This window comes from Guptibacillus spartinae (genome assembly GCF_028610625.1).
GTDB lineage: Bacteria > Bacillota > Bacilli > Bacillales > Guptibacillaceae > Guptibacillus > Guptibacillus spartinae.
Genome location: NZ_JAQQWU010000007.1, coordinates 172,446 through 197,676, shown reverse-complemented (window position 1 = coordinate 197,676; position 25,231 = coordinate 172,446). Strand labels below are relative to the sequence as shown.

Here is a 25,231-nt window from a genome sequence, read left to right as displayed (position 1 = left end):
GCCGATTCGTATTATGATTGGGTAAGGATAAAGAGAAAATCTGACCAAAAAGGCAGGACTTCAGTCGATTTTCTAGAAATGATTACAATCACAAGCTATACATAACGGGAGGCATACTATGGACTGGAAAAACGAATACAAAAGATGGACATCGGCTACTTCACTTGATGAGGAATTAAAAAAGGATCTGGAAGCTCTTAGTGGTAAGGATCAAGCACTTGAAGATGCTTTTTACAAAAATCTTGAATTTGGAACCGGAGGCATGCGTGGGGAAATCGGCCCAGGTACGAATCGGATGAATCTATATACGATTCGCAAAGCGTCTGAAGGCTTAGCGCAATACATAGTAGCAAATGGTGAAGAATATAAAAAGAAAGGGGTAGCGATTGCATACGATTCACGTCACAAGTCTCCTGAGTTTGCTATGGAAGCTGCTAAGACGCTCGCGACCCATGGCATTCAAACATATGTCTTTGATGAGCTACGCCCTACCCCTGAGCTTTCCTATGCGGTACGCACCTTAAACGCCTGTGCTGGAATCGTTATCACAGCCAGTCATAATCCACCAGAATATAATGGATACAAAGTATACGGTGAGGATGGTGGACAGCTTCCACCTAAAGCGGCAGCTGAAGTGATTTCCTACGTTGATGGCGTAGAAAATGAGTTAGATGTATCGGTCTCTTCTGAAAGTGAATTAAAGGGCAAAGGACTCATACAAATGATTGGCAAAGAGATTGACCAAAAGTATGTAGAACAACTAAAAACGCTACGCGTAAATCAGGCGCTACTATCTGAAATGGGCGAGCAGTTAAAGATCGTTTTTACGCCTTTACATGGAACAGGTAATATCCCTGTTAGAGAAGGGCTTAAGGCTTATGGATTTAAGAACGTTACTGTTGTAAAAGAACAAGAGAAGCCTGATCCCAATTTCTCTACAGTCTCTTCTCCAAACCCAGAAGAACATGCGGCATTTGAACTTGCTATTCAATATGGCGAACAGCAGGATGCAGACGTGCTCTTGGCGACTGACCCTGATGCTGACCGTGTGGGTGTAGCCGTCAAGAATAAAGAAGGAAAGTACGTTGTTCTTACTGGGAATCAAACAGGAGCTCTTCTGTTGAATTACATTATTACTCAGAAAAAAGAAAAAGGCGTACTTCCACAAAATGGCGCAGTCCTTAAAACAATTGTCACTTCTGAAATCGGTCGTAAGATTGCAGAAGACAATGGCCTGACTTCATATGATACGTTGACTGGATTTAAATTTATTGGTGAGAAAATTAAGGAATTTGAAACGACTGGAGAGCATACTTTCTTATTCGGATATGAAGAGAGCTACGGTTATCTTGTTGGAGACTTTGTTCGAGATAAAGATGCTGTTCAAGCATGTCTTGTTGCTGCAGAAGTTGCTGCATTTTATAAATCGAAAGGTATGACGCTTTATGAAGGACTTCTTGAAGTATTTGAGCAGTATGGCTATTATCAAGAAGGTCTTGAATCATTAACGTTGAAAGGGAAAGAAGGAGCGGAAAAAATCGTCTCCTTACTAGCGAAGTTCCGTGAAGAGCCACCTACTGAAGCAGCTGGGGTAGCCATCAAAAGTGTAGAGGATTATGAGATCAGTAAAAGAACGTATCTAAAAGAAGGGGCAAGTGAGCCAATTGATTTCCCTACTTCGAATGTACTAAAGTATAAACTTGAAGATGGCTCTTGGTTCTGCCTACGTCCTTCAGGTACAGAGCCAAAAGTGAAGTTTTATTTTGGAGTGAACGGAGACAATTTAGAAAACAGCCAAAGGAAACTAGCTGACCTTAGAAAATCAGTTATGAGTAAGGTACAAGACCGATTGGGATAATAGGATCATAACGGAAGAAAACCAGGACAAATGCTGTCCTGGTTTTCTTAATCATTGAGAAATGAAAAAAACCGGCTAATCAGCCGATTTTCTACTATTGGTGAAGTTGTTGTTTATTCAATTGATGTTCGTAATCAGCTTTGTTCATACGAATGAGATGAAATACTTTGTCTTTCGTTTCGCTATCTAGTTTTTCGAGAATCTTACCTGCTTTATATTCGTTTGAGGTAACAATCTTTCGATAAATTTTAGATAACCGTTTATCATCTTCGGATAAATCCAAAAGGCACTGCCTCCTTATAATGAACTAAACCTTTTTCCTATCCTTAAATTACGATTTATTTTACAATATATGAAGAGAAGTAGCAAGAAATTAATATTATTATGACAGAATATTCTTATAGATAGCAACATAAATGAACTTGAAAGGGAGTCATATCATGGAATATACAAATGAAATGAAAAATCGTTTAAAAAGAGTGGAAGGTCAAATTCGTGGCGTTCTCCGTATGATTGAAGAAGAAAAAGATTGTAAAGATGTTATTACACAGCTTTCAGCGAGTCGAACGGCAATTGATCGTACGATTGGATTAATTGTGGGATCGAACCTTGAAGAATGTATTCGAGAACAGCTTGATAAAGGTGAGTCGACTGAAGATGTTGTAAAAGAAGCCGTTCAATTGTTAGTAAAAAGCCGTTAGTTTTCTATTTCCATCTTTTTCAGAGTCGGAAATCATTTCCCAAAAGTGAATGTTACTAACTAACCAGAGAAATAATGAATAATAGATCTTTTCATTTCTGTTATTCGCTTCCGTTTATGCTCGCGATGAATAGATAGAGATCATTGCTTTTACGTTTATTTGAAGAAGGAGGAGCAAATGAAACGTCTTAGAATTGGAATTGGAACCGTAATTGTTCTTGGTTTTTTGGCGTATAGTCTCTATTCTACTCATCAAGAGAAAGAAGTGATTGATCCAGCTCAAAAGCAAGCTGCTGAAGTAATGTCCGATGCTAATGAAACAGGAATTCAAGAAGGAAATCTTGCCCCTGATTTTACATTATATTCGCTTGAGGGGAAAGAAGTGAGTCTCTCAGACTTTAAAGGGAAGGTCACCTTTATTAATTTTTGGGCTACCTGGTGTCCTCCTTGTAAAGAGGAAATACCTGATATGCAGGAGTTTTATGAGGAAGAGGCAGAGCGGTTAGATGCTGAGATTCTTGCTGTTAACCTTACAACGAATGAATCGTCCTCTCAGGTTGTAAAAGATTTTTCTGAAAAAAATCACCTCACTTTCCCAATTTTAATGGACACAGAGGGACAGCAAATGGAAACATTCGCGACCATTACAATTCCTACTACTTATATTATTGACAAAAATGGTATAATCATGAAGAAGGTAATTGGCCCTATGAGCAAAGAAATGATGATTGATTTAGCATCCTCTGCTCAATAACGTAATTACTAGGTTATCTATGTCTTATTGTTCGTTCCTTTGTTCTTTTTAAAAGACGATTTTTGGAAATGCTGAGGATAAACAGTTGACACATAAGGGGGAGTGAACTGTGACGAATTTAGGCTTTGGTGTAATGCTATTTGTTATCCTGGGCTATGTCCAATATAGTTGGATTTATGAACCGGTAGATGGAATTGGATATGAATTTAAATCAAAATGGTCTTACATATCGGTGTCAGTGTTTCTTGGTGTATTAGTCGGTTATTTCATTACAACTGGCCTTTATCAAGCTTACTAAAAAGCTAGTTTAGTCTGTAGAGTTGGTCCAAAAGAGTTTATATTGACGTTTGGTGTATTAGCACTTATGCTATACATTGGATACTAAAACCAGCCCAGGCTGGACGGCGATTTTTCTGAGAAACCTATTTCTCATTTTCATCGCCCTCTGTCGAACGAACCGACAGGGGGCGATTTTTTTGTTTTTTAATGAAACAAAAATTCAACGACTGGGGGATTCATGAATGTGGAAGTATGTATTGCTTGTGTTAGCTGCTGGTTGCAGTTTGGGATCGCTTTCTACAATTACAAAAATAGGAATAGCAAGAGGATTTTCTGTTGGGGAACTTTTAGCAGGACAGTTTATTATTGGGTGGTTGATTCTACTTATTCTACTTCTTCATTCTAAACAAAAGCCAAATTTTAAAGGAGCTAAATATTTATTAGTTGGCGGGACGATGTTTGGTTGTGTTTCCATATTCTATACCCTTGCTGTATCAAAACTTCCAGCTCAATTGCCGTACTGCTTTTGTTTCAGTTCACGTGGATTGGACTAGTTATTGATTCTTTGTATCACAAAAAATGGCCAGATTTAAAAACCTTACTTTCCGTTAGTGTTCTTCTTATCGGAACGATACTGGCAAGTGGTATTATTGGAAGTGAGAAGTTAGTGTATGATCCACTCGGAATTATGTTAGGGCTTATATCTGCCATTTGTTTTGCCATGTACATTTTTATTATGGGCAAAACGTCAGGGGAAGTGCCTGCAGTTCATAAAAGTTTTTATATGGTGACCATCGCTGGTGTGCTTGTTCTCATTACATTCTCTCCAGAATCTCTTCTACATGGAGGACTCTCGTTTGAATGGGCACTGTTTGGTTTCTTTCTAGCCATCCTGGGTAATATTTTTCCTGTTCTTTTTATGGCGATCGGCGTACCAAAAGTTGGAGCAAGTATGGGGACAATTCTTAGTTCTTCAGAGCTTCCAGCAGCAGTATTCCTATCAGCTATCGTTTTACATGAAGCAATCTACGTTGCTCAATGGGCCGGTGTTCTTCTCATTTTAGTAGGCATTATGATTTCTCAATGGGAGAGAGTAGGGAAAAATAAAATGAAGAAAAAAGCAGCATAATCATAGTGAACTGACAAATAGCTGACAATGGAAACGAATGTCTATCCTTATAACCTATTTTTGTAAAGGGGAAATTGCGTAATGGAATTGTTACGTACTTACATTGAAGATGACACATGGGTTCAGCTTGCAATTGCACTTGGAATATTCCTTCTCTTTTTGTTAATGAGGAAAATATTCGCTAAATATATATATAATCTGATTCTAAAACTGAGTAGAAAATCTTCTAACGAATTTTTTACACATCTTTTCTTGGCTTTTGAGAGACCTCTCAGAATGTTATTTGTGATTATCGGATTATATATTTCTGTTCGATATGTATCCTTTTTAGATCACCATAATGATCTTTTTAAGAACATGATGAGTTCTTCATTAATTTTCTTGGCAGCATGGGGCTTATATAATTTATCCTCGGCTTCTTCCTTGTTTTTTCAAACGATGAATAGCAAATATAATTTAAAGGTTGACCAGCTTCTTATTCCATTTCTATCAAAAACGCTTCGTCTCTTAATTGTTGCCATGACTTTCAGCGTCATTGCTGAAAAATTCGGGTATGATGTGAACGGTTTTATTACAGGACTGGGACTTGGTGGTTTAGCTTTTGCTCTTGCAGCAAAAGAAACGATAGAGAACTTCTTTGGTGGCATTGTCATTATTACGGAGAAGCCTTTCTCGATAGGGGAATGGATTAAAACCCCAAGTGTTGAAGGTGTAGTCGAGGATATTACATTTCGAAGTACAAAAATTCGTACGTTTGCACAGGCACTTGTTACCGTACCAAATGCCAGATTAGCTAATGAGAACATTACAAACTGGTCCAAAATGGGGAAACGTCAAATTACGTTCCATCTTGGCGTCACATACAATACACCTTCAGAAAGACTTGAAACATGTATCAATCGTATTGAGAAAATGCTTCGCGATCACGAAGAAATTCATCCTGAAACGATCTTTGTTTCTTTTGATGAATTTAATCATAGCAGCCTTGATATTTTTCTTTATTTCTTTACAAATACGACAACGTGGGGCGACTTTTTAAACGTCAAGCAAGATGTGAACTTTAAAATCATGAAAATCATGGAGGAAGAGCAAGTTTCATTTGCATTTCCTACGCAAACTCTCCATGTTGAAAATGCTTCTTCACATGAAGAAGAGAAAGTGTATAGCTAAAGAAGAAGGCAGGTCTCCGTTTAAGAGACCTGCCTTTATTCGTCTATGCGCTTCTCTTTGATAAAACGTTTTGTTCTTTGGTAGTCGGTTTCTTTTTGCTCCAAATGGTAGCAAGGATTGGACCAGAGATATTATGCCATACACTGAAGATCGCACTAGGTACTGCAGCGATCGGATTAAAATGTGCTGCTGCAAGTGCTGCCCCAAGACCTGAATTTTGCATGCCTACTTCAATGGAAATCGCACGTTGATCTGGTTCATTAAGACGAAGTAATTTTGCAAGATAATAGCCAATGATAAGGCCAAGTAAGTTATGAAGAATGACGATTGAAAAGATTAACAGCCCTGTCTCAGCAATACGTTCTTTGCTTGCACCAACGACTGCTGCTACAATAGCGACGATGGAGATGACAGAAACAAGAGGAAGGGCTTTGACACTTTCTGAAACTTTTTCTTTGAAAAGAAGCTTTACGATAAAGCCGAGTGTAATGGGAACGACGACCATCTGGAAAATTGATAAAAATAGATCACTAGCTGATACAGGTAGCCACTGACTTGCAAATAAAAGAACAAGTGCAGGGGTTAATAAGGGAGCGAGCACAGTTGATACGGCCGTGATGGCTACAGATAAAGCAGTATTCCCTTTAGAAAGATAAGTCATGACATTTGAAGCGGTCCCGCCTGGGCAACAGCCAACTAGAATGACACCTACAGCGACTTCAGCGGGGAGTTGAAAGATAACAGCAAGTGCGTAAGCGAGTAGTGGCATAATGATAAATTGTGCTGCTACCCCAATGGCAACGCTTTTTGGTTGCTTCACGACTTCCTTAAAATCTTTCGTAGAGAGGGTCATCCCCATGCCGAACATGATAATGCCTAGTAGAATCGTTATGTAAGAAGTGATCCACGTAAATCCTTCAGGGTAAATAAACCCTAACACCGCAAAAAGAAGTACCCATATGGCAAATGTATTTCCTGCGAATCGACTCGCATTTTCAAGAGCTTTCATTCCATCACATCCTTTGAAATTTTAATCTCGATTATACGCTTATATGAGCAATTTTCAATACTATCTGAAAATTAATTCAATTATTTTCTCAAGAACGATTTCCCTCCCTGAATCATGAAGCTACTTGTCCGGTCATACATATTAATAAGCAATTTATTAGGAGGGAATGACATGTCTACAGAGAAAGAAATCTTTTATGCTATTGAAGAGATTACGGAAATCGCAAAAGGGTTCGGACTCGATTATTACCCAATGCGTTATGAGATATGTCCCGCGGATATTATTTATACGTTTGGAGCATATGGAATGCCGACGCGCTTTTCCCACTGGAGTTTTGGAAAACAGTTTCATAAAATGAAGCTTCAATATGATCTAGGACTAAGTAAAATTTATGAGCTGGTTATAAATTCCGATCCTTGCTATGCCTTTTTGTTAGATACGAATAGCCTCATACAAAATAAACTCATTATTGCACATGTATTGGCGCACTGCGACTTTTTTAAAAACAACGTTCGATTCTCAAATACTCGAAGAGACATGGTTGAAAGCATGACGGCCACAGCTGAGCGTATTGCATATTATGAACATCACTACGGGAAAGATGAGGTAGAAACTTTTCTTGATGCTGTCCTATCCATACAGGAACACATTGATCCTTCTATCATGCGTCCTAGACTAACTTATCATTATCAAGACGATACACCGATTCCTGTGAGGAATGATTCACCTTACAATGATTTGTGGTCAATCGATAAGGATGATTCTGCGGACGAGCCAACTCCAAAGAAAAAGAAAAAATTCCCTCCTCAGCCAGAAAAAGATCTTCTTCTGTTTATTCAGGAATACAGTACTGAACTAGAGGATTGGCAACGGGATATTTTGACAATGATGAGAGAAGAAATGCTTTACTTCTGGCCACAGCTTGAAACAAAAATCATGAATGAGGGGTGGGCTAGCTACTGGCATCAACGAATTCTACGGGAAATGGATTTAACGACAGATGAAGCGATTGAATTCGCTTCTTTAAACGCAAATGTCGTTCAGCCTTCACGAACGCGTATCAATCCTTACTATCTTGGGCTAAAGATTTTCGAACATATTGAAGAAGTCTATGACAATCCAACAGAAGAAATGAAGCAGCGGGGGTACGAGCCAGGGAAAGGTCGAGAGAAAATGTTTGAGGTACGAGAAGTAGAAGCAGATATTTCATTTATAAGAAATTATTTAACGAAAGATCTTGTCCATAAGGAAGATTTGTATTTGTTCCAGAAAAAGGGTCGGGATTATAAAATCGTAGATAAAGAATGGGAGCATATTCGGGATCAACTTGTGACGATGAGGGTAAATGGCGGCTTTCCATATTTAACGGTAAATGACGGGAATTATATGAAAGCTGGTGAAATGTACCTTCACCATTCTTTTGAAGAGACAGAGCTCGATCTCCAATATTTAGAGCGTGTGCTTCCTTATATCTATCAGCTTTGGGGGCGTCCGGTTCACATGGAAACAAGAGTAGAGGATAAAGAAGTTTTGTTCTCTTATGACGGAAAGAAATTGCACCGAAGGTATTTGTAGACGTTGGACATCCTGAGTGATTTACACAACCATTTCTGGAGTTATCTCCTTTTTACTACACTAGCGGGTGCGTTAGGAGGAGTGGGGAATATTCTTATCTCAGGTGAATTTCAACGTTTTCGGAAAATCATGAACCATCAAAATCAGACGGTTTACTATAGCATCGGATCGATTAAGGAACCATTTGTAGGGGCCATTGGCGGCATCTTAACCACACTTTTGTTTATCGAAAATGCCTCTGGGCAATATTTGTTATACTTAGCACTTCTTACAGGTTTTGGAAGCAGTGCTTTTCTAAAGCGATACGTGGAGCAAAAAACAGACCAAATCATTAATCAGAATAACAGAGTACTACAAAATGAAAACATCCAAACGTACGCTGTAAAAAATGAAATGGAAGGATCAATGGTAAAAGGAATAATGAGTCCACCACCTGTTTACTTAACAGAAGCAGAAATGGAGCGTCTCATTAAGCTTCAAGCAAAAGTTGGTGAAGCGGTAGGACCAAAAGAAGCTAAAGTTTATCAATGTGAAATCAATTCACTTCTTAATCAAGGTAAGCAACGGTCATTCTAACTGCTTATGTCTTGTAGAAGCATGAGATCTATCGTATGATATATGTGATTATGCACATATAAAGGGGATCTCATATGAAAAAACGATTAAAACGAACCTTCCTCATTATTTTGTTGTTACTTGTCGTTGTGGCGATTGCTTTCTATTTCTGGGCAAAGTCAGCTTATGAACCAACAAAAGAAGCGCTAACTTATATAGAAGAGTCAAATGAAAAGGAATTAACGTTTGGATCACCTAAGGCAGAAAAAGGCATTATTTTTTATCAGGGCGGTAAAGTGGAAGAAGAAGCCTATGCTTATCTAGGGAATCAGCTCGCTAATGAAGGGTATTTTGTTGTGATCCCACGTCTAACGTTAAATCTTGCCATCCTAGATGGGGATAAAGCTGCGGATGTGATTGAGCGCTATGGTGAAGTGGATAATTGGTATATTGGTGGTCATTCATTAGGTGGCGCAGTAGCCTCCTCATTTGCTACTGAACACCCTGATGCCATACATGGCTTGTTTTTCCTTGCGGCCTATCCGATTGAAGACATGTCCAACTTAGCTATACCAACGCTAACAATCTACGGGGAAGATGATGGCGTAGCCGTTCTGTCTGATCAAAAAGAAAAGGAGAACTTGTTATCCACTCAATCAGATATCCATGTGATTAAAGGTGGAAACCATGCGAATTACGGTATGTATGGGGAGCAAAAAGGAGATAACCCAGCATCCATTACTTCAAAAGAACAAATCAATGAAACGGTTAAGATTGTAACGAAGTGGATCAAAGAAAATTGAGAAGTTGTCTAAGGGCAGCTTCTTATTTTTTTATTCTATTTTTGGAATTGGAAAGGTGGGATAAGTAAAAGATGGTAAGAAGATTCTCAATAATGGGGTATAGAGGAAAGAGATTGACAGAGAGCGTATATGGGTTAAGATAGGGAATGTAATTAGCTAACCCTTCATATGAGATAAACTCCTTGCAATCAAAGTCGTTCATTTTGAACTTATAGGAGCTTTCTCAAAGGTTTGGATTATATGAAAAGGCTGTGGATGTTTTGTTAAGATCTCGATTTCGACGAATCCGATTAACGTCTGTTCAGTTAATCGTTTTGTTTTATTTAATAGCGGTAACGGTTTCCACTTTTTTAATTGGCTTACCAATTGCCCATCAACCTGGGGTGCATCTTTCCTTTATTGATGCTTTATTTACAGCCGTTAGTGCGGTAAGCGTAACAGGACTCTCAGTTGTTTCCATTTCGGATACGTTTAGCGTTGCTGGAATTTTCATCCTTGCCGCTGTCCTCCAAATTGGAGGAATTGGCATTATGACTCTCGGTACATTTGTATGGCTAGTCATGGGTAAAAAGATTGGATTGAAAGAAAGACAGTTGATCATGACAGATCAAAATCAATCAACGCTTTCTGGATTAGTGCAATTAATGAAACAAATACTTGGCTTAATTTTTATTATTGAATTGATTGGAGCCCTTGTCCTGGGCACGTATTATCTTCGCTTTTTTGAAACATGGCAAGAAGCCTACTTACAGGGATTCTTTGCTTCGGTAAGTGCAACAACAAACGGTGGTTTTGATATAACGGGTAGTTCCCTGCAGCCGTTTGCTCATGACTATTTCGTGCAATTTATACACATCTTATTAATTGTAACTGGGGCAATTGGATTTCCAGTTCTCATTGAAGTGAAAAACTTTTTATTCGCTAGACAGAATAGTTACCGCTACAAATTTTCTTTGTTTACAAAATTAACTACCATGACGTTCTTTGTACTGGTAGTGTCGGGTGCTATTCTGATTTGGGCATTTGAAGCTACAGCCTTTTTTGCGGATAAGAACTGGCACGAATCATTCTTTTATGCGATGTTTCAATCAGTTACAACCCGAAGTGGGGGCCTTGCAACGATGGATGTTAACCAATTCCAAGAGCCTACACAGTTATTAATGTCTGCTTTAATGTTTATCGGGGCTTCCCCGAGCAGTGTCGGTGGTGGGGTTCGGACCACAACCTTTGCGATTGTCTTGCTCGCGATTTTCTTTTTCGCAAAGGGTGGGACATCGATAAAGATATTTGGACGAGAATTGCACCATGAGGATATTCATAAAGCCTTTGTCGTCTTTACTGTAGCCATTATCGTATGGAGTTGCGGCATTATTATGCTTTCGTTCTCAGAGCCGTTTCCGATTGTGGCCATTATTTTTGAGGTATCCTCAGCGTTTGGTACAACTGGATTATCAATGGGCGTCACTCCCGGACTGAGTCCTTTTGGGAAAATTGTAATCATGTGTTTGATGTTTATTGGTCGAATTGGTATTCTCTCGTTTCTTTTCCTTATTCGAGGAACGGTTCTTCGAGAAAGGTATCACTATCCAACAGAACGAGTTATTATTGGATAAGAGCAAGGGGCAAAGTGCCTCTTGCTTTTTTGCGTTGTTGTAGTGGTCTTTTTCGTTTCGCGGAAATAGTTGGATTTTCGCGAAAAAAATAAAAAAATCGCGGGATTTTCTCAGAATTCGCGGAATTATGGTTTTGCAGTGCTCCAGTGCCTGCCGTGTCACACCGCCCACTTCCGCTTTTCTTGATCTAGCTGCGACTCGCAGAAACTGCGATATTTCACTCTTTTACCAGAACACAAAAGACGTGTTCTAGTTCAAGAGTTCCAATATCTCCGTTTCTAAACGCTCGTCTCCGCTTTTCTTGTCTAGCTGCAGTGGGCAAGTCCTCGAGTCGCTTCAGTATTACCTCCGAACACAAAAAACGTGTTCAAATGTAATACTTCCAGCGCTTGTCGGACTTAACCGCCCACTTCCGCTTTTCTTGGTCTTATTTACCAAAAAAATATGGTATATAAAAACCGGGATTTCACAAACTAGTTGTACAAAGGAGGTGATTGACATGGCTCAACAACAAAACAGACAAGGAAGCTCTAACAACCTTGTAGTACCTGGTGTGGCTCAAGCTATCGACCAGATGAAGTATGAAATCGCTACTGAATTCGGAGTGCAACTTGGTCCGGACTCAACTTCTCGCGCTAACGGATCTGTTGGTGGAGAAATCACTAAGCGTTTGGTTCAAATGGCTGAACAACAGCTTGGCGGTTACCAAAAATAATTATATACCATGGCTGTAAGGGGTGGATACGTCCATCCCTTCTTAGGTGATTGATCTATAGAAGGAGGAGGATGTCATGTCTTTTGAATGTCCGCTCTGCAATAGCTTTGCAGCTATCGAACTTGTCTGTCAGGTGTGTGCAGATACTCTAACAGATAAGGGAAGAGAAGCGGAGTACTATGATGAATATAGTGCTTATGAACCCATTGAAGCAATGAAGAAAACGGATGGATATAAAAGTGAAACGCATGAATGTCCCCATCTTCTATCTTGCCCAACATGCGGATGGAATGACGTGTATTTAATTGAAGAATGGCTTACATAACAAAAGAGCTGCCCATTACGGCAGCTCTTTTACTATGAGGTTGGAATAGATAATCTTTTCTCAAGAAAGCTTTGAATCAGATTGAGGATCGTTGTGAAGAACCAGTAGATGAAGGCCGCTGTTAATAAAATTGGTAAGACTTTAAAGTTTGAAGCAGCGATCTGATCTGCATTATACGTTAGTTCTGAAATTGTTAGTACAGAAGCAAGAGAAGAGGCTTTTACGATATCTATTAAAGAATTCCATACTGGTGGGATGGCTCTTCTCCAGGCTTGAGGAAGAATGACCTCTTTGTAAATTAACGACTTCTTCATTCCAAGTGACATGGCCGCTTCCCATTGTCCTTTTGAGAGGGAGAGAATGGCTGCTCGGAATGATTCAGAGATATAGGCTCCAAAGTGTAAGATAAGGCCAGTGTATGCGGCTTGCCAGGCTGTTAATTGAATATCAATAGAGACAAGACCATAATACAAAATAAATAATTGGATTAGTAGTGGAGTGCCTCTGAAGAACGAGACATATAATTTTGCTAATCCAGTCGCTACTTTACTTTTTGAGAGGCGCAACAATGCAATGACTAATCCAACGAATAAAGCACCAAAGATGGAAAAGAAACTAAGAAGAAGTGTATTCTTTGCCCCTTCAAGTAGAAAAGGCAAAGAATTGATTAACACATCAGTTGTTTCACTCACTTACATTCTCTCCATCAAAATATTCTTTAGAAATGTCTGCAAGTGTTCCGTCTTCTTTCATTTCTTTCAATGCATCATTGATCTTTTTAATTAGATCATCATTTCCTTTTGGAAGAGCAAAAGCCATTTCCGTTTTATTAAACGTTTCCCCAACGCCTTTTACTTTGTAATCCTGCTCAGGCAATTCCGTTAAAATAAAGAGACGGTCATTCATTGCTGCATCAATGTTCCGTTCATTGCTAAGATCTGTCAGGACCTGGTTCGCGCCTTTGTAGATTTTGGTTTCAGCGCCTGCTTCTTCAGCAGCTTGCGCATAGTTACTTCCTTGTGTTGTTCCTACTGTTTTTCCTTCAAGATCCTCAATGCCCTTGATGTCTTCATTATTCTCGTTAACGATTACTTGGCCGCCAGAATAAGTATAAGGCTCTGTAAAGTCAAACTGTTCCTTACGATCGTCGGTAATGGTCACCTGATTCGCTACCATGTCGATACGTTCGGTTTCAAGAGAAGAGAGAAGCCCTTTCCATTCAATGGCTTTAAATTCTGCCTTCATTCCAATTCGATCGGCAACTTCGCGGGCAACTTCCACGTCATAGCCAGTAATTTCATTGTTATCATCTCGATAGCTGAATGGAGGATAAGTTGCTTCTGTTCCAATTAAAAGAGTTTCTTGTTCATCAGAACTTCCTTCTTCGCCATTTTCCGTATTTTCATTACTACCGCAGGCAGCAAGTACTGTAAGTGTTAATGCAAGTACTAATCCTACCATCCATTTTTTATTCAAGATAAAGTCCTCCTTTTAATTCCTACAAAATTGATGTGAATTCTGTATTTATTGTAGTTAGCATTTAACTTAAAGTCAATCAAGAAACATTATTGACGTTAATTTACTTGTTCATGCAAGACACAAATAAAAAAGCTTCCTCGTTTTAAGAGAAAGCTTTTTACTATTCAATGATTAACGAATGCGAAGTTCTGATTCTGTATCAAAGAAATGACACTTGTTCATATCAAACGCAAGGCTGATATTCTGACCGTTTTGAATATCAGTACGAGAGTCCACGCGTGCGACGAAGTCCTGATCCGCTACTTTTGAATAAAGGTATGTTTCAGCACCCATCAATTCAGCTACATCGATGACGGCATTTACTTTAGTATCTTGAGATGATTCGATAAATACTGGCTCATCATGAATGTCTTCAGGACGAATACCGAGCATGACTTCTTTATTCAAGTATCCTTGATCACGAAGGACTTTCATTTTTCCTTCTGGAACTTTCACTTGAACATCACCTAGTTTGAAGAAGCCATCTTGCAAAGTACCACGGAAGAAGTTCATGGCAGGAGATCCGATAAATCCACCTACAAAGACGTTGTCTGGTGCATCGTAAACTTCTTTTGGTGATCCAACTTGTTGGATAACGCCATCTTTCATAATAACGATACGTGTTGCCATTGTCATCGCTTCCGTTTGGTCATGCGTTACGTAAATAGTAGTCGTTTGTAGGCGCTGGTGTAGCTTGGAGATTTCAGCACGCATTTGAACACGAAGCTTAGCATCAAGGTTAGAAAGCGGCTCATCCATCAAGAATACTTGTGGATCACGTACAATGGCACGACCTAGTGCAACACGCTGACGTTGACCACCTGAGAGTGCTTTCGGTTTACGATCGAGCAAACTTTCAAGCCCTAGAATACGAGCAGCATCTGTTACACGACGCTCGATTTCTTTTTTATCGAACTTACGTAATTTTAATCCAAATGCCATGTTATCGTATACGTTCATATGTGGATAAAGGGCATAGTTTTGGAATACCATTGCGATATCACGATCTTTTGGTGCAACGTCATTTACGCGACGATCACCAATGACGAGGTCACCATCAGAGATATCTTCAAGGCCGGCAATCATTCGAAGCGTTGTTGATTTACCGCAACCAGAAGGACCTACAAATACGATGAACTCCTTATCTTTAATATCTAAATTAAAGTCTTTTACTGCTTCAAATTTGTTGTCATATCTTTTATAAATGTGATTGAGAGTAATCTCTGCCATGTTAATGCCTCCTATGAAATGAACTCCTTTTGCTAGTTCTAAGTCTACTCTATGAAAACGCTATCGTAAATTGGAAGCGTGCACAAAATTGTTCAGTGGTTTTGTGCATCTTGAACGAAAGAGGATCATTTTATGAAATGTTGGCAGAAAAAACTGCGTTTATTAACGCAGTTCCATCGCGAGGAGAGAAAGGTAAACCATGACAGCTCCTTGAAAGCTTTTAACATCAATGCCCGTTTTTTCAATAAACTTGTCGACTCGATATTGTAGACTGTTTCTATGTACGTAAAGCTGTTTAGCAGCAAGAGTAATATTTAAGTTTGATTCTAAATAAATGCGAATGCTTTTTAGCAGTTCTGCATCAAGTTGAACAGGTTCTATTAATTTCCCTAAATAATCAATCGTTTCTTCACTTGCTTCATGAAAGAGAACGGCTGGAACAATCTCCTGATGAGTGAAGACCATTTGAGAAGGCATCAGATCTCGTCCTGTTGAAAACCATTTTTTTTCAGCTTTGTACACACGTTTTAACTGATTGTTGTCAGAGTGACGAATGGTTTGACCAACAAATAAAGACATTCCTGTGAAAAAGTCAGCAGTTAGGGCTGCAGCTGTTTGTTCCAATTCCTGAACGATTTGTTCGTCAACTTCGTTCGTCTGCACAAGAACGCCCTTCCTGTCATTTTCGAATAACAGAACCGTTTCCTCAGAAAATAGTCCAGTCATAGCCTCAATGAAATCAGACAAATCGGTTGGTGCTTCTTTTAAATAAAAGTGGATATACCGGATAGGTGGCTTCAAATTCAGTTCAACGCTTAGATCATCTTCAAAGAGGAGAGATGCCCATTTCTTTTGAACCCCATTCATTTGATTATCGATGAGACGAAGGGAAGGGAAAATGGCATTGAGAAGATCTTTCTCACGTGCGGTCAGGCGGGTTTTGCGTATCCCAAATTCCTCTCCGTCAGTTGTGCGATACCAGTAGAAAAGATTCGGTTGTTCGGAGGTGAGGACATAATCATTTCCGTATAGTTCGGCAAGTTTTGCATTCATAAGTGGCCCTCCTAATGTGCAGTTATCCTCTAGTATAACGCAATCGTCTGTTTGAATTAATAGAAAAGCGCGTGAAAAGAACCTCTTTAAGAGCAAGAGGTTCTGTCACTACTGTTCGTTCTTATCTTTTTGATCTTTGCTTGAGTATGGAGGCTCTTGTTCCATAACGGGAATGGCTTCCTCAATTTGTGCCTGTCTGTAACTTTGATGAACGGCGCCGCCAGCCATTCCTTCATTAACCATACGATCAATATCCATGTCATACTTATCGCGGCCTTCATACATAGAGTCTTTTGTTCGTTTGTTTGGCAACCTTATTCATCTCCTTATTTCGTTGAATAAGGTTAGTATGTGTATCTGGGAGAAGGATTATGAGTCTTGTTCGTATACATGGAAAAGCATAAGCTCATGAATTTGGGACTGAAGTTTGTTTTGATCCGATTCAGATGGAGCGGGCTGGAACCATTCGAATTCTCCCGTATGGAGGTATAGTGTACGGTAATACGTTCCCTGATAGAAAAAAGATACTTCCCATTTAGGTTTCCTTACTTTGGATCCAATCGATTTATATTGAAAGTGTGAAATCATCGTATTCCCCCATATCACTTTTTAATCATCATAACATAGGAAGTTAATACGCTGAGTAAGTTCGAAAAGTTGTGATGAGTGAGCGGATAAATGCTTCATGGATATGCGGTTCATCAAATCGCATTGGTTTTGCATTTGCTTCAAAAAGCCAAAGCCTCCCATGGTGATCTTTGCCGATATCTAAAGAGCACTCAAGCATCTCCTCTTTTTCTTCGAGGGCTTCTGCTATACGAATCGCGAGCGCATGCAATCGTGCTTCATCTTCTTGAGTGGCTATCTTATGAAAGGGAAGGATTCGCCCCCCTTTTGGGACATGAGTCGTTAATCCATTAGATGGCGCTGCCCTTATGCCAATGCCAGTGACTTGCCAGCTTTTAAATGGTTTTTGTAAAAGAACTCGAAAGTCGAAATGATCTCCCTGGTGTGTAGTCAAGTTAATGTCACGTTGCATGATATAAGGTTCATCAATTTGAGTAATGAGGTGTTCTTGTAGGGAATGGAAGGTTGAAAATAATACATTCCTTTTATGATCGATATAGTGAAATCCTGAATCGACTCTATTTACTTTAAATATCCCTCGGCCCTTACTACCAGCAGTGGGTTTGAAAAAAACTGAGGGGTACGAATCGATAAAGTGTTTGAAGTTTACTTCCGTAGCAGGTGCTGTCTCTGGAATAAATGGCGATAGCGAATCCTTTGCTGCTAAATGAGAAAGGATGTGGTCTTTTTGAAAAAAGGACCGGTTAAAATAAGGGATTCCCTTCTTTTTTAATAAGCTAAAAAAAGCGGTCACTTTATTCGAACACTCTTCTTCGCGGTTGGGAATTCGATTGTAAACAATATTTGGATAAGGAAAACGAAAACCTGTCCATTTTTTTGAAATCGGATTGTATAGATAACCTCTTATAAATGACGGGAAAATATCCTCAGGAGTGAAGACATAAGATAGTCCGCCACATTCAGTCAGATTCTGTTGAATGGTTTTAAACAATGTCCCATTGCCACTGAAATGATGCTTTCGGTTGGAGCCAGCAAAAATGCCAACAAGGGGCCTGATCGCATCGAAAGACGATTGCAATTGAATAATAGAAGAAGAGGAAGAGGGAAAGGGAGAGAGCTTTGTTGGCTCTTTCCCCCAATAAATGGATTGATAGCTACTCTTTTGATACCAGCGCTTGTTTGCATGATGATAAAATAATTCGATCATACTCTCGAAACCACATGTTTTTCAATTGTAGATTGTGCCAAAAAGATAGCATATTCCATCGGTAACATTCTCGTTTTTGCTTCTTCAGATTTAAGTTTCGGGTGTGAAAAAATCCCTCTTCCGGGTTTAGAATTCGCTTCAAATAAATAAATTTTCCCCTCTTTCGTTATGCCAAGATCAAAACCAATTTCACCTATAAAGCCAGAAATTTTCTTGTCGATGGCTCGACTTAACTGGAGGGAGGCCTCCATTAAATCAGTCTCTACCTGTTTACTTAGCCCGTATTCCGAAATGAGTTCTCCAATTGTTTTAACCGTTCCATTTGATGCCATGTGAGTCGTTAAACTTCCAGCGCCGGCAATTTTCGCAGCAATGGCACTAACTTCCCAGTGCCCTTCTTTGTTTTTATTCGTATGAACGCGATAATCCATTGCTCGTTGATGAATGCGATGTAAATCAATTCCTTGTTGTGCAATGAGTCCTTCCAAACCATTTGGATATTGCGTTTTAATTAATCTTGCAAGAGATGTATATCGTCTAAGGCGGTTTTCTTTATCTGTTCTGAAACGGCAATAATAATATTTTTCATTTTCCGGTTTTAAAATCTGTTGAATTCCAAGACCGGAACTTCCATTAGCTGGTTTAATATATACTTGCTCATACTCTTTCAACATACGTGACAATAGTGTTGTTTTAGGACTTAAAACGGTTTCTGGTAAGTAGTTTTTTACGGTCTCATCCTCCCGTAATTTTTCGAACATCGTCCATTTATCAAAAAAGCCGGGGTTAAACCATGGCGTGAAGTATTGCGATTGAAGTTTCTGCATCGTTGTACTGACTTGTTCAATACTTGCCGAACTACGGTTCGGTAGGCGGTCGTAAACAACATCGGGGATCGGCACTGTGACTCTGTACCAGCCCTTTTGGTTATACATGACTCCTTTAATACTACCTGTTTTCCAATCAATATGATGGGCACCAAACGCAAAACCAATTGCGCCACACTTTAGAGTGGCTGACAATAATTTAGCGAAGTACATGCTTCGTTCACCAATTGGCCTCATGCTATCCTTTGTGAATCCAGCGGTGAAAATCCCAATTAATGGCCCTATGTGTAGTGAATCCCCTTTTTCAAACAAGTGAACCGATGTTTCTGCAGGAACACCTAATACCTTCCATAAATCTTCTGATAGAAGGTATTCTTCCTTGTTATCAGGATGAGGAGAGACCGTGCAGAAAGATCTTCTTGAGCCAAAACAAAGTTGATTCGGAAAAGAAACTTGATCGACCCAACGCTTAAACAGAGAGGGTGGGACATAGAAATTACCTTGAGAAGCACTATCCTTTTTTAATGGACGTATTGCGTTCATAGTGATTAACCCCTTTCTTCTCGCTAATGAGCGAATGGCAATAATGAAATGGAATTGTTTCGTAATCTCGGTGCGACTGAATGGCCTTATGTCCTGGTTTAGAATTTGCTTCAAGTAACCATACTTTCCCTGATTGATCAATCCCGAAATCTAAACCAAGTTCAAACAGTGGATGGAAATCTTTTTCTAGGAAAGAAGCAACACAATGAGATAGTCGACTAATTTTTTGTTCTGCTTGATGAAAGACATCTTTTGGCATGAGGAGCTGTTGATCAGTTTGGATAGAGCCTCCACTATGCAAGTTTGATACAAAAGATTTAGCGTTTCCTACACGAGTTGCCCGCCCAATTTCTTCCCACGTAGCGTGAGAGGTTTTCTTCATTACGACTCTACGATCAAAAGGTCGATTATTCTGATCAAGTAAGGAAAGGCATTGCTGAGCGATATAATCACGCTTTTTTAGAACGCTTTTAATCATTTTGAGTAAAGAACTAGTATGATCATAAGTATGATGAAGGATATGCCCATTATGATTGATTTGAACATCAATCTGGTGAGGGTTTTTAGTAATCATCATTAGGCCATTTCCTTGCGAGCCAATACTTGGTTTTAAAATAAGTTTGGCATGGTCAATCAACAAATCTGTTACGACTTTTGCGCATGTGTGATGCTGAAGTTTTGTTGATAGTGGGAGATGACGGTTTAGTAAGGCATTCCGCTTTAAATGTTTGTATACTTCCCATTTTCCAGGTAGCCCATGGCCAAGGAATGTCGTATCTGCTTCCGTTTTTAACCATTTAATAAAAGCAGTTTCTTTCGCAGTACAGTTACCGTTATGGAAGCACCGGTCATAAATAAAGTTGGGTACTGGAAAATCGATTTCCACCCAATTCTTTTGTAATTGATTGTATTTCAATCCTCGTAAGTGATGAGAAGAAAGCTGGGTAGGGACAAATCGATAGATTTCGAATCCTAGAGCGCCGCCAGCTTCACTTAATTTGGAGACATATTCTTTTTCGTGTTGAAGTGAATATTGTAAAATCCCAAATGATTTCATAATCTCCCCCTTCTATAAGGATGCATACCAGTGTACCAATCGGATGAGTGCTCTTACCGACGGCCGATAGGTAGCAGAAGGCGTTCCTTCTGAGGTTTTAGATGGTTTTGTGTTTACTTCAATAATCCAGGGGTGGCCGTTTTGATCAACTGACATGTCGATGCCAAGCTCCCCGAATAATCCCTCACTTTCACGATCAATGATTTGCGAAACTTCACGGGCAAGTTCGGGAAGGATACGTTTTAGCTGTCTTTTCATCGAATCTTCGAATGGCGTGAGACCTTCATCAAATTTTTTTAAGAGAGCCCCACGTGCAATGTTTGAGACGAATTGTTCATTTGTTCGAGAAACACGCGATACTGCTGAGACGACCGACCACTTATTGCCAGAGCCTTTTACGCAAAGAATGCGGAAATCGACGGGACAGCCATCTATATCTATGAGCGGTATACCCTGTTGGATTAAATAGGGAACATATTTAGAACGTAAGCGAATCGTTTTGAAAAGACTCGTTAAAGCAGATGATGACAAGGTCTGATTGCCATGAAAGCTAGAGTAATCAAGAAGAAAGAGGTTTTCCCTTTGGGTAATGCGAAAGATATGTTTGCCCTGACTTCCATTTAACGGTTTTAAGTAAAGGATCGGATGTTTCATTATCATAATCTCAACGGTTTCAAACCCTTCAAGGAGAACCGTCTCAGGAAGGTATGGTGTGATTTCCTCATAAGAAAGTAGTTTCTGATGAACGTCCCATTTATCTAAAAAGGATTCATTAAAATAAGGGATTTTTTGCTGCTGCCAATAGGTTTTTAATTGTTGGATAAAAGGAGAATTCTCAAGCTTCCTAGAGTGAATTCGATTATAAATCACAGAGGGGATCGGTAAGTCCATTTCCATCCATGTACGCTGAGTCCAAATAAATCCTGACACCCTGGTTTCATTCCAGGGCTGTAACGTATAGACGTAGAATAGAATATGATGCTCTTCGCAATACTCAGCTACTTCCCTACAAAAATCTGTATAAGACCCAAATGGAATTTCTGCTTTAGGAGAACAATTAAGGGCAAGGCAGAAGATTGGGCCGAACGAGAGGAACTTTTGTTGCTTACAGTAGCTTATCGTAATTGGAATGGTTTGAGTTGGGAGTGACAGGGAACGAAGTAGTTCAGGTGAACAATATACGGTATGACTTGATGATGTACGATAGACCTTTATTGTAACCGTTACTTCAAGCACCCCACATCGCAGTGGAAATTGTGAATCTGTCAGTTTCCATTTAGAAGCGATGTTTTCTGGAATGCTTAGCGTAAGTTTAGAATCATTCGAGGTGAGGTTTTCTGGTTGTAACATAATTTTTTCAACGTGTTTCATTCACGACCCTCGTTCAATGTTTTTTGATTTTTTACCTTCCTTTAACTGGATAGGCAATAGCGGATATCGTATACTATGAAGATGAAGTTTACTCTGTGAACGTGAGGAATAGAAAGGTTGAGGTACCATGTCGTCCATTATTATTACAATCCTCTTTATGATTGCTATAGGTGCTGCTATAGGTGGATTTACAAATTCATTAGCGATTAAGATGCTATTTAGACCATATGAAGCGCGTTATATTGGGAAATGGAAAGTGCCATTTACGCCTGGACTCATTCCGAAGCGAAGAGATGAATTAGCCGTTCAGCTTGGAAGAATGGTCGTGGAACACCTTCTAACTGCTGAAGGAATTCAGCAGAAAATGAATGATCCGGTTTTTAAGCGTACGATGATTGAGTATGCACAGAAAGAAGTGTTGAAATTACTCGAGACTGATGAAAAAATTGCGGATCTCTTAAAAAGAGGATTGCATCTTGAGGATCCGGAGCGGGAAGTACGCTCGAGAGCAAGTGCTTATCTTAACGAAAAGATTGAAAAGAAACTAGTGAGCGTGAAAAGCAAAGAACTCGCGGAGATTCTTCCTGTGACAACACAGACGAAAATTGATGAATCGATCGAACCTCTTGCGGATTTGATATTAACGAAAATTAGTGATTACATCGCTTCATCTGAAGGAAAGAACAAGCTATCTGTGATGATTGATCGCTATCTTGCTGACCGTGGGACGCTTGGAAGTATGATCAATATGTTTTTTACAAATACAAGACTAGTTGATAAGGTACAGCCTGAATTGCTCCGTCTTCTTAAACAAAAGGATATTCAAACTGTCATTACAACAATGCTTGAAAAAGAATGGCATGCCTTGAAAGAAACGAAATTAGAGACATTTGAAGACAAATTCAATTCAGAAGAGCTTGTGCATGGGATCACGAATATCATTGTGAATGAACTTCCGATTCACCATGTGATGAATTTAAGCTTATCAGAAGCAGTAGAGCCATATAAACAACGTATAATCGAAGACTTTGTGCCAAGAATAGTCGATGCTGCCGGACAATATCTAAGTCGAAATTTGCAGCCGCTTATGGAACAGCTGCACCTTGCCGATGTGGTGAAAAGTCAGGTCGAGACATTTTCAGTCGGTCGTCTTGAAGAGATGGTTCTGTCTATTTCTCGCCGCGAATTTAAAATGATTACGTACCTTGGAGCAGTGCTTGGAGGAATGATTGGACTCATTCAAGGCATCATCATTTCCCTTATGGGATGAATTTCGTTTCAGTCTTTGTTATAGTGGGGAAGTATAGGGTTATGAGAGCGAAATAATCCTCACTTACTAAGGAGGTATATACAATGGCAGAGAAAAATCTTTACGACGTAGCATACGAATTAGAAAGCGCAATGCGCGAACACGAGGACTACACAAAGCTGAAAGAATTATATGATCAAGTCAACCAGGATGAAGTATCAAAGAAACTTTTTGATAACTTCCGCAATATGCAAATGGAACTTCAACAGAAGCAAATGACTGGTCAACAAATTACTGAAGAAGAAGCACAAAAAGCTCAGCAGCAAGTTGAACTTGTTCAGCAGCATGAAGTGATTTCTCAGTTAATGCAACAAGAACAGCGCATGAGCCAGGTTATTCAGGACATCAACAAAATCGTAACGAAGCCTCTAGAGGATCTTTACGGTAGCCCTGAAGAAGACATTCAACAATAATAAAAAACCGTTCATCCTCGGATGAACGGTTTTTTATTTATGATTCGTTTCTAGTAGTTGATAAGGTTCCAGATTGATTTTGGGTTTATTCGAGTGAAACCTTCGCTTCAGTCGAATAAGCACAAAACAACTTCTTAATAAAAAAGAATAATGGCTTAGGAAGCGTTCTCAATAACGCCAATAACTTCAAACTGAGTTGGTTGTGTAATGATGGTTTCTTCTACAGAACAATGAGGACAGTTTAATTGGTGAACTCTTTCCTTCTCTCCAGCAATGATCCCTCTAAATTCATGGTCGCATTCAGAACATTTATAAATATGTGGCTCACTAAATGCTCCCGTACAATCGAACCTGATTCTTTCTTTCCCTTTTGTCATACGTATAAGACCCCTCTCCGTTTTTGTAATACATTTGTAATAATACTAGTTTCATATTAAAACTTCCCACGCTGTTCCATTTTTAAACGCCTAATTCCGAGAACACAGAATTTTAGGGAATTTCATGTGATAAGACAAGATTTACGAGTCATAGAGATAAGTGGGGAAGGGAGCACTTTCAAAATGGCTATGTTAGTTGGTGATTTCTCGATTTTGACTCATGCGAGTGAAACCTTTGTTTCACGCAAATGAATTTGCTCGAAGCGTTTGGGCATCGCAGGACGTAAATGAGCCGAAAATCAACACCATTCATTAACATTGCCTTCAAAATAAGGGGGGGATTCACATGGTTTATCAACTTCTTGCATTAGACATTGATGGGACGTTACTTAGATCCAACCATAAAATTGACAAGGAAACGAAGGATGCCATTCAATACGTGAAGGAGAAAGGCGTATACGTTACGCTTACAACGAGCCGCAACTTTGCATCTGCTAAGAAAATTGCAAGAGCAGTGAAATTAGATGATTGTATGCTCGTTACGCATAGTGGCGCCTTTATTGCAAAAGAGGTTGAAGAGCCAATTTACGAACAAAGAATTTCAAACGAAGATGTTAATCAGATTGTGAAAATTCTTGAACGGTTTGATTGCCACATCCGTATTATTCACGAACGACTTGCTGTTGGAAATCGCGTGAAGCATAATAACTACTTATCTGCCAAAATGACATTAGGAATCGGAGACCCATTATTCTACCCTGTCAATTTTGTTGAAACACTAAGTGATTACTTAGAAAAGAAAGAACTTTCTCCACCAAAAATCGATGCTCATTTCTTTAATGAAGAAGAGAGAGAGGAAGCTCGTCTTTTGTTAGAAGAGTGTCTACCAACGATATCAGTAGTTCGATCGACAAAATGTAATTTTGGAATTATCCCTAAAGGCGTTTCAAAAGCGAAAGGACTCCGAATTTTAGGAGAGAAATTAGGCATAGCTGTCGATGAAATGGTTGTGATTGGCGACTCAGATTGTGACGCAGATATGATCCGACAGGCTGGTCTTGGCGTAGCAATGGGGAACGCCTCCTATGAATTAAAGCGACTTGCTGATTGGGTAACACGTTCAAATGATCAACGAGGCGTTTCGTATATGGTAAAAGAAGTTTTTCGGAAACAAATGCGTGTTCAACTTAAAAAGTAGTTTGTTATGCCTTCATCGAACCCTGACGAAAGTTGGGGAATGAAGGCGTTTTTCA

At 39.4% G+C, this 25,231-nt stretch carries 29 protein-coding genes; 16 read left to right on the top strand and 13 right to left on the bottom strand.

The window, feature by feature from the left end:
- Positions 1 to 118: 118 nt before the first annotated feature.
- Positions 119 to 1,858, top strand: a complete 1,740-nt coding sequence (locus tag PQ511_RS14150) for a phospho-sugar mutase (RefSeq protein WP_273852554.1) — start codon at positions 119 to 121, stop codon at positions 1,856 to 1,858.
- Positions 1,859 to 1,952: 94 nt separating this feature from the next.
- Here PQ511_RS14150 and PQ511_RS14145 read toward each other — a convergent pair whose 3' ends face one another.
- The gene (locus PQ511_RS14145) at positions 1,953 to 2,141 is read right to left on the bottom strand and encodes a hypothetical protein (protein ID WP_224598744.1); all 189 of its coding nucleotides are present in this window, start codon (positions 2,139 to 2,141) and stop codon (positions 1,953 to 1,955) included.
- 157 nt (positions 2,142 to 2,298) lie between these two features.
- Here PQ511_RS14145 and PQ511_RS14140 point away from each other — a divergent pair, with 157 nt between their 5' ends.
- The 6 genes from PQ511_RS14140 (at position 2,299) to PQ511_RS14115 (ending at position 5,890) form a co-directional block, all read left to right on the top strand.
- Positions 2,299 to 2,559, top strand: a complete 261-nt coding sequence (locus PQ511_RS14140; RefSeq protein ID WP_098446390.1) for a metal-sensitive transcriptional regulator — start codon at positions 2,299 to 2,301, stop codon at positions 2,557 to 2,559.
- A gap of 177 nt (positions 2,560 to 2,736) precedes the next feature.
- Entirely contained in the window at positions 2,737 to 3,312 is a 576-nt protein-coding gene (locus PQ511_RS14135) for a redoxin domain-containing protein (protein ID WP_273852553.1), read from the top strand.
- A 109-nt stretch (positions 3,313 to 3,421) separates the two neighbouring features.
- Positions 3,422 to 3,610, top strand: a complete 189-nt coding sequence (locus PQ511_RS14130) for a hypothetical protein (RefSeq protein WP_273852552.1) — start codon at positions 3,422 to 3,424, stop codon at positions 3,608 to 3,610.
- Positions 3,611 to 3,833: 223 nt separating this feature from the next.
- The gene (locus tag PQ511_RS14125; protein ID WP_273852551.1) at positions 3,834 to 4,145 is read left to right on the top strand and encodes an EamA family transporter; all 312 of its coding nucleotides are present in this window, start codon (positions 3,834 to 3,836) and stop codon (positions 4,143 to 4,145) included.
- Positions 4,118 to 4,720: an EamA family transporter gene (locus PQ511_RS14120; protein ID WP_273852550.1), complete on the top strand. Its 603-nt coding sequence runs from the start codon at positions 4,118 to 4,120 to the stop codon at positions 4,718 to 4,720. Before PQ511_RS14125 ends, PQ511_RS14120 begins: the two co-directional genes overlap by 28 nt.
- An 81-nt stretch (positions 4,721 to 4,801) precedes the next feature.
- Positions 4,802 to 5,890, top strand: a complete 1,089-nt coding sequence (locus PQ511_RS14115) for a mechanosensitive ion channel family protein (RefSeq protein ID WP_273852549.1) — start codon at positions 4,802 to 4,804, stop codon at positions 5,888 to 5,890.
- A 43-nt stretch (positions 5,891 to 5,933) separates the two neighbouring features.
- Here PQ511_RS14115 and PQ511_RS14110 read toward each other — a convergent pair whose 3' ends face one another.
- A complete protein-coding gene (locus PQ511_RS14110; protein ID WP_273852548.1) occupies positions 5,934 to 6,899 on the bottom strand; it encodes a bile acid:sodium symporter family protein in 966 nt (321 codons plus the stop codon).
- A 171-nt stretch (positions 6,900 to 7,070) separates the two neighbouring features.
- Between PQ511_RS14110 and PQ511_RS14105 the strand changes: the two genes are divergently transcribed.
- The 6 genes from PQ511_RS14105 to PQ511_RS14080 all read left to right on the top strand — a co-directional run bounded on the left by PQ511_RS14105 (position 7,071) and on the right by PQ511_RS14080 (position 12,485).
- The gene (locus PQ511_RS14105; protein WP_273852547.1) at positions 7,071 to 8,474 is read left to right on the top strand and encodes a SpoVR family protein; all 1,404 of its coding nucleotides are present in this window, start codon (positions 7,071 to 7,073) and stop codon (positions 8,472 to 8,474) included.
- A gap of 3 nt (positions 8,475 to 8,477) precedes the next feature.
- Positions 8,478 to 9,050 (top strand): DUF4257 domain-containing protein, encoded by a 573-nt coding sequence (locus PQ511_RS14100; protein ID WP_489753151.1) that lies wholly within the window; start codon positions 8,478 to 8,480, stop codon positions 9,048 to 9,050.
- Between the two features lie 74 nt (positions 9,051 to 9,124).
- On the top strand, positions 9,125 to 9,832 hold the full coding sequence (locus tag PQ511_RS14095) for an alpha/beta family hydrolase (RefSeq protein ID WP_273852545.1): 708 nt from the start codon (positions 9,125 to 9,127) through the stop codon (positions 9,830 to 9,832).
- A gap of 251 nt (positions 9,833 to 10,083) precedes the next feature.
- Complete coding sequence (locus tag PQ511_RS14090) at positions 10,084 to 11,445, top strand: TrkH family potassium uptake protein (protein ID WP_273852544.1); 1,362 nt, start codon at positions 10,084 to 10,086, stop codon at positions 11,443 to 11,445.
- Positions 11,446 to 11,944: 499 nt separating this feature from the next.
- Positions 11,945 to 12,160, top strand: coding sequence for an alpha/beta-type small acid-soluble spore protein (locus PQ511_RS14085; RefSeq protein WP_194220033.1), 216 nt, complete (start codon positions 11,945 to 11,947; stop codon positions 12,158 to 12,160).
- A gap of 76 nt (positions 12,161 to 12,236) precedes the next feature.
- Entirely contained in the window at positions 12,237 to 12,485 is a 249-nt protein-coding gene (locus PQ511_RS14080; protein ID WP_273852543.1) for a hypothetical protein, read from the top strand.
- A 32-nt stretch (positions 12,486 to 12,517) separates the two neighbouring features.
- Here PQ511_RS14080 and PQ511_RS14075 read toward each other — a convergent pair whose 3' ends face one another.
- The 10 genes from PQ511_RS14075 to PQ511_RS14030 all read right to left on the bottom strand — a co-directional run bounded on the left by PQ511_RS14075 (position 12,518) and on the right by PQ511_RS14030 (position 21,879).
- Positions 12,518 to 13,177, bottom strand: a complete 660-nt coding sequence (locus PQ511_RS14075) for an amino acid ABC transporter permease (protein ID WP_273852542.1) — start codon at positions 13,175 to 13,177, stop codon at positions 12,518 to 12,520.
- Complete coding sequence (locus PQ511_RS14070; protein ID WP_273852541.1) at positions 13,170 to 13,961, bottom strand: transporter substrate-binding domain-containing protein; 792 nt, start codon at positions 13,959 to 13,961, stop codon at positions 13,170 to 13,172. The genes PQ511_RS14075 and PQ511_RS14070 overlap by 8 nt, the downstream gene beginning before the upstream one ends.
- 174 nt (positions 13,962 to 14,135) lie before the next feature.
- A complete protein-coding gene (locus PQ511_RS14065; protein ID WP_224598707.1) occupies positions 14,136 to 15,233 on the bottom strand; it encodes an ABC transporter ATP-binding protein in 1,098 nt (365 codons plus the stop codon).
- A 162-nt stretch (positions 15,234 to 15,395) separates the two neighbouring features.
- Positions 15,396 to 16,286, bottom strand: coding sequence for a PucR family transcriptional regulator (locus PQ511_RS14060; RefSeq protein WP_273852540.1), 891 nt, complete (start codon positions 16,284 to 16,286; stop codon positions 15,396 to 15,398).
- A 108-nt stretch (positions 16,287 to 16,394) separates the two neighbouring features.
- On the bottom strand, positions 16,395 to 16,598 hold the full coding sequence (locus PQ511_RS14055; protein ID WP_273852579.1) for a hypothetical protein: 204 nt from the start codon (positions 16,596 to 16,598) through the stop codon (positions 16,395 to 16,397).
- Between the two features lie 57 nt (positions 16,599 to 16,655).
- Complete coding sequence (locus PQ511_RS14050; protein WP_273852539.1) at positions 16,656 to 16,874, bottom strand: DUF5342 family protein; 219 nt, start codon at positions 16,872 to 16,874, stop codon at positions 16,656 to 16,658.
- A gap of 43 nt (positions 16,875 to 16,917) precedes the next feature.
- Positions 16,918 to 18,081, bottom strand: coding sequence for a YheC/YheD family endospore coat-associated protein (locus PQ511_RS14045; protein WP_273852538.1), 1,164 nt, complete (start codon positions 18,079 to 18,081; stop codon positions 16,918 to 16,920).
- A complete protein-coding gene (locus PQ511_RS14040) occupies positions 18,078 to 19,451 on the bottom strand; it encodes a YheC/YheD family endospore coat-associated protein (protein ID WP_273852537.1) in 1,374 nt (457 codons plus the stop codon). The genes PQ511_RS14045 and PQ511_RS14040 overlap by 4 nt, the downstream gene beginning before the upstream one ends.
- Positions 19,420 to 20,508, bottom strand: coding sequence for a YheC/YheD family endospore coat-associated protein (locus tag PQ511_RS14035; protein WP_273852536.1), 1,089 nt, complete (start codon positions 20,506 to 20,508; stop codon positions 19,420 to 19,422). Before PQ511_RS14035 ends, PQ511_RS14040 begins: the two co-directional genes overlap by 32 nt.
- Positions 20,509 to 20,520: 12 nt before the next feature.
- Positions 20,521 to 21,879: a YheC/YheD family endospore coat-associated protein gene (locus tag PQ511_RS14030; protein WP_273852535.1), complete on the bottom strand. Its 1,359-nt coding sequence runs from the start codon at positions 21,877 to 21,879 to the stop codon at positions 20,521 to 20,523.
- A gap of 127 nt (positions 21,880 to 22,006) precedes the next feature.
- Between PQ511_RS14030 and PQ511_RS14025 the strand changes: the two genes are divergently transcribed.
- Together PQ511_RS14025 and PQ511_RS14020 are read left to right on the top strand one after the other, a co-directional pair.
- Positions 22,007 to 23,149 (top strand): DUF445 domain-containing protein, encoded by a 1,143-nt coding sequence (locus PQ511_RS14025; protein WP_273852534.1) that lies wholly within the window; start codon positions 22,007 to 22,009, stop codon positions 23,147 to 23,149.
- 83 nt (positions 23,150 to 23,232) lie between these two features.
- Entirely contained in the window at positions 23,233 to 23,601 is a 369-nt protein-coding gene (locus PQ511_RS14020) for a YlbF/YmcA family competence regulator (RefSeq protein ID WP_224598674.1), read from the top strand.
- Between the two features lie 155 nt (positions 23,602 to 23,756).
- Here the strand turns inward: PQ511_RS14020 and PQ511_RS14015 are convergent, their stop codons facing one another.
- Entirely contained in the window at positions 23,757 to 23,978 is a 222-nt protein-coding gene (locus PQ511_RS14015) for a hypothetical protein (RefSeq protein ID WP_273852533.1), read from the bottom strand.
- A gap of 346 nt (positions 23,979 to 24,324) precedes the next feature.
- On the opposite strand from PQ511_RS14015, the gene PQ511_RS14010 reads away from it, so the two are divergent.
- Positions 24,325 to 25,176, top strand: coding sequence for a Cof-type HAD-IIB family hydrolase (locus tag PQ511_RS14010; protein ID WP_273852532.1), 852 nt, complete (start codon positions 24,325 to 24,327; stop codon positions 25,174 to 25,176).
- Positions 25,177 to 25,231: the final 55 nt, after the last annotated feature.